Origin of the sequence: Actinoplanes sp. NPDC049681, from assembly GCF_044465265.1 — a bacterium.
Taxonomy (GTDB): domain Bacteria; phylum Actinomycetota; class Actinomycetes; order Mycobacteriales; family Micromonosporaceae; genus Actinoplanes.
On record NZ_JBITLP010000011.1, the window covers coordinates 120,231 to 133,182 of the forward strand.

The window sequence follows — 12,952 nt, forward strand, 5'->3', positions numbered from 1 at the left end:
GCGAGGCCGGCCCGGTGCGGCACGGCGAGGCCGGCCCGGTGCGGCACGGCGAGGCCGGCCCGGTGCGGCACGGCGAGGCCGGCCCGGTGCGGCACGGCGAGGCCGGCCCGGTGCGGCACGCGGACGCCGAGCCCGCCCGGCAGGCGGATGCGTGGCCGGCACCCGCCTGGGAGGGCGACGGCGGACCAGCACGGCACGCGGGGGCCGCGCCGGGGCCCGCAGGCGCTTCCGGGGGAAACGTGCCCGCCCAGCCGCCCGCCGGGGCGAGCCGGGCAGGCTCCGCCGAGGAGCCGGTCGTGTCGTGGTTCGCGGGGGGCCCGGAGCGGGAGTGACCGCGCCCCCGCACGGGCGGACGAAGTGAAACAATCTCGCTGATCGGCCGGAAATGCCCGCTAGCCTGAGCGAATGGGGCAGCCGGGACAAATGGCGCCACCGTCCGGGGCGCCCGGCGGTGCGGCGTCGCTCGTCTTCCGGGCCGGTCCGCTGCTCTGCGCCGTCCGCATCGAGGACGTCATCGAGACGATGCGTCCCCTGGCCGTGCACCCGCTGGCGGGGACGCCGCCGTTCGTCACCGGCATCTGCATCATGCGCGGGGTGCCGACCCTCGTCGTGGACGTTGCGCGGCTGCTGGGCGGTGTGACCGCCGCGGTGCAGCGGTTCGTCGCCGTGCGTACCGAGCGGGGTCCGGTGGCCTTCGCCATCGGGGAGATCCAGGGCGTACGGCCGGTCGCGGCGGACCCGGGGGCGCGGCAGGAGGCGCTGCTGGGCGAGGCGCCCGCCCGCCTCGTCGCCGCCGTCGGCACGCTGGACGCCGAGCCGGTCCTGGTGCTGCAGAGCATGCGGCTCGTACCCGACGAGGTGTGGGCGGCCGCCGCGGACCTGGCGGTGTCCTCGTGAGAGCGGGTCCCGACGTCATCCGGTTCCGGTCGGTGCTGGCCGTCCAGCTCGGGTGGGTCTTCGACGACAACGACGTGCCCCAGCTGACCGAGGTGCTGCGGCGCCGCGTGGACGCCGCGGGGCTGCCGCCGACCGCGTACCTGAGGCGCCTCGCCGGCGGCGGCTGGGACTCCGAGCTGAGCGCCCTCGCCGAGGACCTGACGATCAACGAGACGTACTTCTTCCGGCACGGCGAGCAGTTCCGCGCGCTGGCCGAGATCGTGCTCCCCGAGCGGATCCAGGACCGGTACGCCCAGCGGGTGCTGCGGATGCTCTCCGTGGGGTGCTCGTCCGGCGAGGAGGCGTACACGATGGGCATCGTCGCCCGGGAGGCCCAGCCGCATCCGGACTGGATCGTGGCGGTGCTGGGGCTGGACGCCAGCGCCGCGGTGCTGCGCCAGGCCGAACGCGCCGTCTATTCGGCATGGTCGCTGCGGGAGACGCCGGACGCGGTCCGGGAGCGCTGGTTCCGGCCGCAGGACGGCGACTACGTGCTCGACCCGCGGATCCGCGCGGCCGTGCGGTTCCGCCGCTACAACGTGGCCACCGAGGACGAGCTGCTGTGGCGCGCCGGGCAGTACGACGTCATCTTCTGCCGCAACCTGCTCATGTACCTGACCCCGGAGCTGCGGGAATCGCTGATCGAGCGGATGACCCGCGCGCTGGTCACGGGCGGCTATCTGTTCCTCGGGCACACCGACTCGCTCGGTACGCGTCCCGAAGGGCTCGAGCCGCGGCACACGCACGGGGCGTTCTACTACCGCCGGTCAGGGACGACGGCCCCGGCTCCGCGCGCCGTGCCCGCCGAGCCCGTCCGGACGGCACCGCCGCGGCCGCTGCCCCCGCCGGCGCCCGCCCCGGTCGCGTCGCGCAGCGCGTACGACAAGGCGCTGGGACTGCTGCGGGACGAGCGGTTCGCCGACGCCCTCGCGTGCATGGAGGCCGGCCTGGGGGCCGCACCGTCGTCCCGCGAGCTGCTGCTGCACTGCGTGCTGCTGGCCCAGGCCGGCCGTCTCGAGGAGGCCGAGATGGGCTGCCGCCGGCTGCTCGACGCCGACGGGCTGTACGCCGACGCCCATCACCAGCTCGGCGTCTGCCTCGAGGGCGGCGCGTCCGTCGACGTGGCGGTCGGCCACTACCGGCTGGCCGCGTACCTCGACCCCGGGTTCGCGATGCCACGGCTGAGGCTCGGCCTGCTGGCGCGCCGCCGGGGCGAGCGGGACGCCGCCGGCGTAGAGCTGGAACGGGCCCTCGACCTGCTCCGGCAGGAGACGGAGGACCGTCTGACGTTGTTCGGCGGCGGCTTCGGGCGGATCGCGCTGACCGCCCTGTGCCGCGCCGAGCTCGAGTCCGGCGGGGTGCGCCGATGAGCCTCAACGAGGTGGCCGGGCGGCTGGCGGAGCTGCGGGACGAGTTCGACCGCTCGTTCGCCGAGCCGGCGCGCCGCCACGACGTCGAGTACGCCGAGCTGCTCGCCGTGCACGCGGGCGGCCGCCCGTACGCGCTGCGCCTCTCGCAGGCCTCGGGGCTGCACTCCGACCGGCCGGTGACGCCGTTGCCCGGCCCACAGCCCGCCCTGCTCGGACTGGCGGGCTTCGGCGGCGCGATCGTCCCCGTGTACGACCTCGCCGCGCTGCTCGGGCACGCCGTACCGGAACGGCCGCGCTGGCTCGTGCTCGCCGCCGGCGCTCCCCCGCTCGCGCTGGCCTTCCACGAGCTGGACGGCCACGTCCGGGTCCCGGCGACGGAGATCGTCGAGGAGTCCGGCGGATACGACGGGCCCGCCGTGCTGCGCGGCATGGTGCCCATCGCCGGCCGGAGCCGCCCGATCGTCGACCTGCCCGCCGCCCGCACGGCGGTCCACCAGCTCACCGGCCACAAACCGTACGTCCACGAGGAGCAATGATGGCCAGACGCACCTTCGGCACCAAACTGGCGACCGGCCTCGGTATCAAGATGGCACTGACGGTGATCACCTGCGTCGCGTCGGTCGCCGCGCTCTCGGTCGTCGTGGACGCCAAGGACGGCGCGATCGAGCTTGCGGTCGACGACCTGGGCATGGCGCAGCAGATGGCTACCACGGCCGGGGACCGGATCTCCGACTACCGGGGCTACCTCGTGAACGGCACCCAGGACTGGCTGGATGCGACGACCGCCGACCGGCAGCAGTTCCTCGGCCTGGTCACGCAACTACGCAGCGGACTGTCCGATCCGACCGCGCGGACCCTGCTGGAGGCGGTGTCGACGGCGGAGGCCCGGCACGCCGCGGCCGTCGACCCGGTCATCGAGCGCCGGAAGACGATGACCGATCTGTCCGACATCGGCCGGCTCAACGAGACCGAGGTCGGGCCGGCCCGCAAGGCGCTGACGGAGGCCATCACCGCCCTGATCGCCCGGCTCCGCGCCGACGTGGAAAGCGCCCGGCGCGCGTCCTCGGGCAAGGCCACGCGCTCCATCATCGTCATCATCGCGCTGAGCGCGCTGGGCGTGCTCCTCGGCGCCTCGATCGCCTGGAAGCTCAGCCGCGACCTGCGCCGCGAGGTCGGCACGGCGGTCGGGCACATCCAGAGCTCCTCGGCCCAGCTCGAGGCCGCCGCCACCCAGCAGGCCGGCGGCGGCCGGGACCAGGCCAGCGCGATGAGCGAGATCACCACGACGATCAGCGAACTGCTCATCACCTCGCGGCAGATCGCGGACAGCGCCCAGCGGGTGTCCAAGATCGCCGAGGAGACCTCGGAGGCGGCGCGGACCGGTGACGCCACCATCGACCAGACCCGGGCCTCGATCGGGGCGATCCGCACCCAGGTCGACCAGATCGTGCAGCACATGCTGGCGCTCGGGGAGAAGTCCCAGCAGATCGGCGGCGTCGTGGACCTGGTGTCCGAGCTGGCCGAGCAGACCAACATCCTGGCGATCAACGCCACCATCGAGGCGAGCGGCGCGGGCGAGTGGGGACGCCGTTTCGCGGTGGTCGCGGAGGAGATCCGCAAGCTGGCCGACCGCACCGCCGGTTCCGCCAAGGAGATCCGCGCCCTCATCGAGGACGTCCGCGGCGCGGTCAACACCACGGTCATGGCCACCGAGATCGGCGCGAAGTCGGTCGACGCGGGCGCCCGGCAGTTCGACGACGCCACCGACTCCTTCCGGCGCATCGCCCAGCTCGTCGCCACCACCAACGACGCCACACGCGAGATCGAGCTGTCCACCAAGCAGCAGACCACGGCGGTGGAGCAGGTCAACGTGGCCGCGAACGACACCGCCCGGGTCACCCGCGAGACCGAGGCGAGCGCGGTGCAGACCCGGCAGACCGCGGCGCACCTGTCGACGCTCTCCAGCGACCTGCTCCAGCTCGTCGGCAGCGGCCGCCGATGAGCACGGATCCGCTGCGCTACTTCCGGGTGGAGGCGCGGGAGCTGGTCGACCAGATCAGCGCCGGCGTCCTCGACCTGGATCAGCGCCCCGGCGCCGAACCGGTGGCCCGGTTGCTGCGCTTCGCCCACACGCTCAAGGGCGCCGCCCGGGTCGTGCGCCAGCAGGAGATCGCCGACCGGGCGCACGCCTTCGAGGAGGTGCTCGTACCGCACCGCACCGACGAGGGGCCGCTGCCCGCCGACGACCTGCGGGAGCTGCTGCGTCTCAACGACGAGATCGAGGCGTACGTGGCGGCACTGGAACCGTCCACGGCGGTCGAGACGGCCGATCCGCCCGCGGCGCAGGAGGTGGCCGAGCCGGTGGGCGCGCGGGCCGCACCGGCGCCCGCTCCCCCGCCCGCCGCCGACCCCGCTCCGGCCGCGCGCGCCGCCACCGCGGACGTCGACGACCTGCTCGACGCGGTCGGCGAGGCGCACGCCCGGTTCGCGCCGCTGCGCAGCGGCGGAGCCTCGCTGGACCACTTGCACCGGGCCGCCGAGGCGCTGGCCGAGCAGCTGCGTGCGGGCCGGGGCCCGGCACCGCCCCCGGCAGCGCGGGCCGCCGCCCTGCGGCTGGCCGCGGACCTGAGCGCGTTCGGGCGCCGGCTCGCCACGACGGTCGACCAGGTAGAACGCGAGCTCGACGAGGTCCGCGGCCGGGCCGAGCGCCTGCGGCTGGTCGCCGCGTCCAGCATCTTCACGGCGCTGCACCGGGCGGTGCGCGACGCGGCCGAGGCGCAGGACCGGCGGGTCCGCTTCGAGGCCCGCGGCGGGGACCTGCGGATGGATCCCCACGTGCTGGCGCTCGCCAACGGCGCGCTGCTGCACATCGTGCGCAACGCCGTCGTGCACGGCATCGAGCCGCCGGACCGGCGGACCCGGGACGGCAAACCCGCGGAGGGCACGGTGGTCGTCGCGGTCGAGCGCCGCGGCCGCTACGCGGCATTCCTCTGTACGGACGACGGCCGCGGCTTCGACCTGGCGGCGCTCCGGCGCACCGCCGAGGCCCGCGGGCTGCTCACCCCCGGCAGTACGGAACCCGACGAGCGCACCCTGCTCGACCTCGTGCTGCGCGGCGGCATCAGCACCTCCCCCACGGTCACCGAGGTGGCCGGGCGCGGCATCGGCCTCGACATGGCCCGCGACGTCGCCGATCAGCTGGGCGGGAACGTCAGCGTACGAACCACCGCCGGCCAGGGAACCACGATCGAATTGGTGCTGCCGCTGGCCCTGCTGTCGCTGCACGGGCTCGTCGTGGAGGCGGCGGGCACCGTCGCCACCGTGCCGCTGGACAGTGTGCGCACCTGCGTACGCCTGGTGCCGGAGCAGGCGACGGCTGCGGCGATGACCGGCAGGCTCGCGCACGACGGCGAGGCCGTGCCCTTCCTGCCCCTGGCCCGCGCCCTCTACGCCGGAACCACCGTGCCGGAAGGTGGCGGCCCCGGCGTAGCGGTGCTCGTCACGGCGGACGGCGAGGCCGTCGCGGTGGGAGTGGACCGGCTCGCCGGCACGTCCACGCTGGTCGTACGCCCCCTGCCGGAGCTGGCACCCGCCGCCCCGGTGATCGGCGGCGTGGCCATGGACCTCGACGGCAATCCCCGCCTGGTGCTGGACGCGCACGGCCTGATCGCCGAGACGTCGCGGATCGGTCCCGGCGGTGCGCTGCCTCCGCCACCGCCGGAACCGCTGCCTATCCTGGTGGTGGACGACTCGCTCACCACCCGGATGCTGGAGCGCAGCATCCTCGAGTCCGCCGGCTTCGAGGTGGACCTGGCCGCGTCCGGCGAGGAGGGTCTCGAGAAGGCCCGCTCCCGCCGGTACGGGCTGTACCTGACCGACATCGACATGCCGGGCATCGACGGCTTCACCTTCGTCGCCGAGACGCGCGCCGACCCCGAGCTCGCCGGCGTGCCCGCGATCCTGGTCAGCTCGCGCGCCAGCGCCGAGGACCGGGCCCGGGGCGTCGCGGTGGGCGCCAGCGCGTACGTGGTCAAGGGCGAGTTCAACCAGGAGGAGCTGCTCTCCCACATCCGACGGCTGGTGGCGTCGTGATCCGGGTGCTCGTCGTCGAGGACTCGGCGACCATGCGGCACCACCTGCGCGAGTCGCTCGCCGCCGATCCGGAGCTGCAGGTGGTGGGCGAGGCCCTGGACGGCGGGCAGGCGGTGGAGATGGTCGGCCGCCTGCGCCCGGACGTGGTGACGATGGACATGATGCTGCCGACCATGAGCGGGCTGGTCGCCACCGAGCACATCATGGCCGAGTTCCCGACACCGATCCTGGTCGTCTCCTCGGCGGACCGGCAGGAGCTGTTCAGCACGTACAACGCCCTGGCGGCGGGCGCCGTGGACGTGCTCGAGAAGCCCCGGGGCGACGACTCGGACGCCGGGTGGGGGCGGCGGCTGTGCTCGGCCGTACGGATGGTGGCCCGGATCCGGGTGATCACCCACCCGCGGGCCCGGCTCGAGGGCCGCAGCCGGGCCGAGGCCGCCGCCTTGCCGGCGCCGGTGCCGGCGCAGACCGAATCGGCCTTGCAGGTGGTCGCCGTCGGCGCCTCGACGGGCGGGCCGGGCGCCGTCACCGACCTGCTGCGGGCGCTGCCGGTCGACTTCCGCACGCCGGTGCTCTGCGTGCAGCACATCGCGGCGAGCGAGCCGTTCGCCGTGGCGTTCTCCGACTGGCTCGCCGGGCAGACCGGGCGCAACGTCAGCTACGCGACCGACGGCGTGCCGCTGCGGACCATGGCCGGGCGGGTGCTGCTGGCGCCGCCGGACCGGCACATGCTGGTCGCCGACGGCCTGATCCGGCTCAACCAGGCCCCGCCGCGCCACTCGTGCCGGCCCTCCGTGGACGTGCTGTTCGAGTCCGTGGCCGCGGAGTACGGGGCGTCGGCGGCCGGCTGCCTGCTCACCGGCATGGGCCGCGACGGTGCGGAAGGGCTGCTGCGGATGCGCACGCGTGGCGCTGTCACGTTCGCGCAGGACGAGGCGAGCTGCGTGGTGTACGGCATGCCCCGCGAGGCCGCGCTGCTGGGCGCGGCCACCTACGTGCTGCCCCCGGCCAGGATCGCCGCCCGGGTCGGCGAGCTCGCCCCGCGGGTGGGGGTGCGCAGATGACGCCCTCCGTGTTGATCGTGGACGACAGCCTCACCGTGCGGATGGATCTGCACGAGGCCTTCGAGGCCGACGGCTTCACCACCGTGCTCTGCGCGACCGGCGAACAGGCACGGGCGGCGTTCCGCGCGGGCGGCTTCGACGTCGCGGTGCTCGACGTGCTGCTGCCCGACGCCGACGGCGTGGACCTGCTCCGGGAGCTGCGGGCCATGCCGGACCGCGCGGACACCGTCACCGTGCTGCTCTCCACCGAGGCGGAGGTCGCCGACCGGCTGCTCGGGCTGCGGACCGGCGCCGACGAGTACGTGGGCAAGCCGTACGACTCCGGCTATGTGGTTGCCCGTACCCGCCAGCTGCTCGGCGAGGACCGCACGCCGGCCGACCCGCGGACGACGGTGCTGGTCATCGACGACAGCGTGACGTTCCGCGAACAGCTGCGCCAGCTGCTGGAGCCAGAGGGATACGCGGTGCTGACGGCCGCCTCCGGCGAGGAGGGCCTGCGGACGGCGGCGGAGCGGCGCCCGCAGGCGGTGATCGTGGACGGTGTGATGCCGGGCATCGACGGCGCGACCGTGATCCGGCGCCTGCGGCTCGATCCGGCGCTGCGTGACACCCCCTGCCTGCTGATGACCGCCGCCGACGACTACGCCACCGAGGTGCAGATGCTGGAGGCGGGCGCCGACGCGTTCGTCCGCAAGCAGCAGGATCTGGCCGTGGTGCTCGCGAAGCTGGCCGCGGTGCTGCGGACCAGCGCCGAGCAGCTGCCCATCGAGGCGACCGGCAGCCTGCACGGTCCCGGCAAGGTCCTGGCCGTGAGCGGGGACCGGCGGCGGGTCGACGAGTGGGCCGACGCCCTGCGCGACGACGGCTTCGACGTGGTCGCGGCGACCGGCGGCGACGAGGCGCTCGACCTGCTCGCCGCGCAGCCGGTGGACTGCATCGTGCTCGGGCTCGACGGCGACGCCCGGCGGACGTGTGCCCGGATCAAGGAGGTGCCGCAGATCCGCGACACCCCGCTGGTGATGACCGGCGACCGGGACGACGCGCTGCTCGAGAGCCTGGCGGCGGGGGCCGACGACTACGTGCGCTCGGCGGACGGGGCGGCGACACTGCGGGCGCACGTACGGGCCCAGATCCGACGCAAGCAGTCGCTGGACGAGAGCCGCCGGATCCGCGAGGAGCTGATGCGCCGCGAGCTGGACGCCGCCGGTGAGCGCGCCGCCCGGCAGCTGGCCGAGACGCGGGCCGCGCTGGTCGAGGAGCTGGAGTGGCGCAACCGGGAGCTCGAGGCCTTCAGCGGCTCGGTCTCGCACGACCTGCGCGGACCGCTGCAGGTGATCAGCAGCTACGCCGAGACCATCCTCGAGGAGGACGATGAGCCGATCGGTGCGGAGACCCGGTACCGGCTGCAGCGCATCCACGCGGCCGCCGGGCGGATGGCGGACCTGGTGGAGTCGCTGCTGATCCTGGCCCGGGCCAGCCGCGGAGACCTGCGCCGGCAGCGGTTCGACATGACCGAGACCGCCTGGCAGGTGATCCGCGACGTGGAGGCCCGCGACCCGGAGCGTGGGATCGAGTTCCGGGTGGACGAGGCGATGACGGCCGACGCGGACGAGGGCCTGGTCCGGGTGATCCTCGAGAACCTGATCAACAACGCGGCCAAGTTCACCCGCAAGGTCGAGAAGCCGGTGATCGAGGTGGGCTGGACCGGGCCCGGCGAGGAACCGCGCTTCCACGTCCGGGACAACGGCGCGGGCTTCCCGGCGGGAAAGGCGGGCGAGCTGTTCCGGCCGTTCGCGCGGCTGCACAGCGCCGCCGACTTCCCCGGCACCGGCATCGGCCTGACCACCGTGCACCGCGCGGTCGAGCGGCACGGCGGGGAGATCCACGCCGAGGGCGAGGACGGCCGCGGCGCGACCTTCTGGTTCACGCTGCCGTCGGCGCGTCAGGCCTGACCGGCGTCACCCCCGGCCCGCACGGGACCGGGGGTGAGCACCGAGCACTGCGGTCAGTCCGTGGCGAGGGCCGCCACCGGGCTGACCTTCGCGGCGCGGCGCGCGGGCAGCACTCCGGCGGCCGCGGTGAAGAGCACCAGGACGAGGAACACCACCACGAGCTGGCCGATCGGCAGTTCCAGCGGTGCGTTCACCCCGAGCGCCTTGAGCGCCAGCCAGGCGTACGGCACGCCGAGCACGACACCGATCGTCGCGCCGATCACTCCGTACAGGCTGGACTCCGCGGTGAGCATCATCCGCAGGCTGCCGCGGGAGAGACCGACCGCCCGCAGCAGGCCGGACTCGCGGACCCGTTCGACCACCGACAGGGCGGTCGTGGTGCCGACGCCGACCACGGCGATCAGCACGGTCAGCCCGACCAGTCCGATGACCACCGCCAGCACGCCGTCGAGCACGGTGTTGAACTGGTCACGCTCGTCGGCGAGGACGTCGACGCCCAGCCCGGCGTGCCCCTGGGCCAGCTGCCGCATGGCCTTCTGCCCGGCCGTGCGCCCGTCCTCGCCGGCCTTGGCGGCGTCCGCGAGCAGGCCCGAGAAGGTGACCGGCGCGCCGAGCTTCGTCAGGTCGGACGGATCCATCACGATGGACGACTGCAGCGGCGCGGAGTCCGGCAGGGTCGCCGCCACCTCGACCTGGATCTTCTTCTTGCCCGAGGTGAGCGTCGTGGTGTCGCCCACCTTGAGCCCGGAGATGTCGGTCGCGAAGGCCGCGAGGGCGACCTTGCCGGGGCCCACGGCGGCGAGCGAGCCGCCGTTCACGTCGATCTTCTGCAGCGTCGGCAGCGCGGACATGACCAGGTCGGTGGCGGTCACCTTGGTGTCGCTGGTGCCGCCGATCTGGACCTCGGGCAGCCGCCGGTACGGCGTCACGTGGGTCAGTTCCGCACTGGCCTTCGCCTGCTCGACGAGGGCGGGCGCGACGGGGTCGTCCCCGTTCGCGGTCAGCTCGAAGTCCGCCGGCACCGACGATGCCATCTCGCGGTCGGCGAGCACCCGTACCGAGGCCCCGGTCACGACCACGCCGGCGATCAGCGTGACACCGAGCGCGACCACCACCGACACGGCGGCCGCCCGGCGCGGCGCACCGCCGACCCCGCCGACCGCGAGCCGGCCGATCGGTCCCAGCCGGCGCAGCGGCCAGCCCACCGTGGCGAGCACGGGCCGCACCAGCAGCGGGCCGAGGGCCATGAGCGCGAAGAAGGCCAGGGCTCCGGAGCCGACCACGGCGAGCATCATCGGCTGGGGGTCGTAGTCCCGCGGGTCGCGGCCGGGCAGGTTCAGGAACACGTACGCGGCCAGCAGCGCCGCCCCGCCCGCGAGCAGGAGCCCGAACGCGGCGCGCACCTTGCCGATGCTCTTGCGCCCGGACGTGGTGCTGGCGGAGCGCAGCGCCTCCAGCGGAGCCACCTTCGCGGCCGAGAACGCCGGTGCCAGTACGGCCAGCACGGTGATCGCCACGGCCAGCAGCACCACGCCGGCCGCCGGCATCAGCGGCAGGCCGGGGGCGGCGAGGTCCACGTCGAAGGCGCCGGCGATCGGCGGTACGGCGTACCCGAGGGCCAGCGCACCGAGCACGCCGGCCACGCCGGCGACCAGGCCGGTGAGCGCGCCCTCCGCGGCGAGCGCCCGCCACAGCGCACCGCGCCCCGCGCCGACCGCGCGCAGCAGGGCCAGCTGGCGCATCCGCTGAGCGAACACGATGCGGAAGGTGGAGGTGGCGACCAGCCCGGCCGCGCAGACCGCGACGGCCACGAAGACACCGACCGCGATGAAGACCTCGTTGAGCTCGGAGGCGGCCTGCTCGGCCTCGGCCCGGCGCACGTCGTCACCGGTACGGACCGCGGCCCGCTCGAAGCCTTCCTTCGGTGCGGGGGCGGCCGCGACGATCCGCTCGGCGGCGGCCTGGACGGCCGCGGCGTCGGTACCGGGCTGCAGCCGCAGATCCACCCGCTGCACGAACTCCGAGTCCTCGCCGAGCAGCGGCGACACCGTGCTCTGCGGCGCGTACGCGGTGAAGCCGAAGTCGCTGTCCGCGTCCACGATCCCGGTGACCTTGAGCTTCACCGGCTTGATCGGCTTGCCCTTGTCGTCCCACGCGGTGTGGACGGTGGCCGTGGTCCCCAGGGGCAGACCCATCCGGTCGGCGGTACGCGGGGTCACGGCGATCTCGCCGGGCGCGGACGGATAGGTGCCCTGCTTGACGTGGATCGAGGCGAGCGGCCCGGTGCCCGGGTCGGCGACGATGGTGAGATAGTCGCCGTTGAGCTCGCCGGACGCCTCGACCCGGCCGGCCGCCTCCGCCACGCCGGGCAGGCCCCGGAACTTGGCGAGGTCGGCGGTGGTGATCCGGGCCGATCCGCCGTTCTCGTCAGCGGTGCCGATGACGAGGTCCACGGCGGCGGGGGTGCCGCTGAGGCCGTCCAGCGCGGTGCGCTCGGTGATCTGCTGGGCGAGCACGGTCGCGTAGACCACGAAGGACGCCACCAGCACGGCCAGGCCGGTGAGCAGCAGCCGGGCCGGGCGCTTGGCGACGCCCGCGAGCTGGGTGCCGAGAACCTTCATCGGTGGTTCCCCAGGCTCTGCAGGGCCTCGGCGACGGAGGCGCGGTCGGGGTGGTCGATCTCGCCGGCGATCCGGCCGTCGGCGAGCAGGACGACGCGGTCGGCGTACGCGGCGGCACCCGGGTCGTGGGTGACCATGACGACGGTCTGGCCGAGGTCGCGGACGGAGTTGCGCAGGAACGACAGCACCTCGGCACCGGAGCGCGAGTCGAGGTTGCCGGTCGGCTCGTCGGCGAAGACCACCTCGGGGCGCGCGACCAGGGCCCGGGCCAGCGCCACCCGCTGCTGCTGGCCGCCGGAGAGCTCGCTGGGCCGGTGCTTGAGGCGGCCGGCGAGGCCGAGCACCTCGGTGAGGTGCGCGAGCAGCCCGCGCTCGGGGGTACGGCCGGCCAGGTCGAGCGGCAGTGTGATGTTCTGCTCGGCGGTGAGCTGCGGCAGCAGGTTGAAGGACTGGAAGACGAAGCCGATCCGCTCGCGGCGGACCTTCGTCAGCACCCGGTCGGGCTGCACGGTCAGGTCCGTGCCGCCGAGCAGGGCCCGGCCGGAGGTCGCCGTGTCGAGCCCGGCGAGGCAGTGCATCAGCGTGGACTTGCCGGAGCCGGACGGGCCCATGATGGCCGTGAACTGGGCGCGGGCGAAGCCGACTGTCACGCCGTCGAGGGCGCGGACCGCGGTGTCGCCGCTGCCGTACACCTTGACCAGGTCCACGGCCGCGACGGCGGTCAGACGCCCGTCCGGTCCGCCCGCGGCGGGTGTCGTCGGCACGTCGGCCGGGGACTGCGTGTACATGGGGATTGCCTCCGGGATCGCAGATGGGTCGAACGGGGTGAATCTTGCGGGAGGAGGCACGCTGGGCGCATCGGTCCGCAGGTGGGGATCGGTGCCGGGCGCGGATCTGCCTTTCGGCCGATGGAGGGC

General features: G+C 74.5%; 9 protein-coding genes and 1 pseudogene. 8 read left to right on the forward strand and 2 right to left on the reverse strand.

All coding sequences use genetic code 11. The features are described from left to right. The 8 genes and pseudogenes from ACIBO8_RS34705 to ACIBO8_RS34740 form a co-directional block, all read left to right on the forward strand. A pseudogene (locus ACIBO8_RS34705) lies at positions 1-332 on the forward strand (hypothetical protein); the annotation flags it as partial. 73 nt (positions 333-405) lie between these two features. Beyond that, positions 406-897, forward strand: a complete 492-nt coding sequence (locus ACIBO8_RS34710) for a chemotaxis protein CheW (RefSeq protein WP_396119709.1) — start codon at positions 406-408, stop codon at positions 895-897. Beyond that, positions 894-2,306, forward strand: a complete 1,413-nt coding sequence (locus ACIBO8_RS34715) for a CheR family methyltransferase (RefSeq protein WP_396119710.1) — start codon at positions 894-896, stop codon at positions 2,304-2,306. The genes ACIBO8_RS34710 and ACIBO8_RS34715 overlap by 4 nt, the downstream gene beginning before the upstream one ends. Then, positions 2,303-2,842, forward strand: a complete 540-nt coding sequence (locus tag ACIBO8_RS34720; RefSeq protein WP_396119711.1) for a chemotaxis protein CheW — start codon at positions 2,303-2,305, stop codon at positions 2,840-2,842. The genes ACIBO8_RS34715 and ACIBO8_RS34720 overlap by 4 nt, the downstream gene beginning before the upstream one ends. Next, positions 2,842-4,308, forward strand: a complete 1,467-nt coding sequence (locus ACIBO8_RS34725) for a methyl-accepting chemotaxis protein (protein WP_396119712.1) — start codon at positions 2,842-2,844, stop codon at positions 4,306-4,308. The genes ACIBO8_RS34720 and ACIBO8_RS34725 overlap by 1 nt, the downstream gene beginning before the upstream one ends. Continuing rightward, on the forward strand, positions 4,305-6,398 hold the full coding sequence (locus tag ACIBO8_RS34730; protein WP_396119713.1) for a response regulator: 2,094 nt from the start codon (positions 4,305-4,307) through the stop codon (positions 6,396-6,398). Before ACIBO8_RS34725 ends, ACIBO8_RS34730 begins: the two co-directional genes overlap by 4 nt. Then, positions 6,395-7,462 (forward strand): chemotaxis-specific protein-glutamate methyltransferase CheB, encoded by a 1,068-nt coding sequence (gene cheB, locus ACIBO8_RS34735; protein WP_396119714.1) that lies wholly within the window; start codon positions 6,395-6,397, stop codon positions 7,460-7,462. The genes ACIBO8_RS34730 and cheB overlap by 4 nt, the downstream gene beginning before the upstream one ends. Continuing rightward, complete coding sequence (locus tag ACIBO8_RS34740; protein WP_396119715.1) at positions 7,459-9,414, forward strand: response regulator; 1,956 nt, start codon at positions 7,459-7,461, stop codon at positions 9,412-9,414. The genes cheB and ACIBO8_RS34740 overlap by 4 nt, the downstream gene beginning before the upstream one ends. Positions 9,415-9,467: 53 nt before the next feature. Here ACIBO8_RS34740 and ACIBO8_RS34745 read toward each other — a convergent pair whose 3' ends face one another. Next, entirely contained in the window at positions 9,468-12,035 is a 2,568-nt protein-coding gene (locus ACIBO8_RS34745) for an FtsX-like permease family protein (RefSeq protein WP_396119716.1), read from the reverse strand. Further along, the gene (locus ACIBO8_RS34750) at positions 12,032-12,823 is read right to left on the reverse strand and encodes an ABC transporter ATP-binding protein (protein WP_396119717.1); all 792 of its coding nucleotides are present in this window, start codon (positions 12,821-12,823) and stop codon (positions 12,032-12,034) included. The genes ACIBO8_RS34745 and ACIBO8_RS34750 overlap by 4 nt, the downstream gene beginning before the upstream one ends. Between the last annotated feature and the right edge of the window lie 129 nt (positions 12,824-12,952).

Coding starts and splice junctions, on each gene's coding strand:
- ACIBO8_RS34710 (WP_396119709.1), top strand. CDS start 406: ATGGGGCAGCCGGGACAAATGGCGCCACCGTCCGGGGCGCCCGGCGGT.
- ACIBO8_RS34720 (WP_396119711.1), top strand. CDS start 2,303: ATGAGCCTCAACGAGGTGGCCGGGCGGCTGGCGGAGCTGCGGGACGAG.
- ACIBO8_RS34725 (WP_396119712.1), top strand. CDS start 2,842: ATGGCCAGACGCACCTTCGGCACCAAACTGGCGACCGGCCTCGGTATC.
- ACIBO8_RS34730 (WP_396119713.1), top strand. CDS start 4,305: ATGAGCACGGATCCGCTGCGCTACTTCCGGGTGGAGGCGCGGGAGCTG.
- ACIBO8_RS34740 (WP_396119715.1), top strand. CDS start 7,459: ATGACGCCCTCCGTGTTGATCGTGGACGACAGCCTCACCGTGCGGATG.
- ACIBO8_RS34745 (WP_396119716.1), bottom strand. CDS start 12,035: ATGAAGGTTCTCGGCACCCAGCTCGCGGGCGTCGCCAAGCGCCCGGCC.
- ACIBO8_RS34750 (WP_396119717.1), bottom strand. CDS start 12,823: ATGTACACGCAGTCCCCGGCCGACGTGCCGACGACACCCGCCGCGGGC.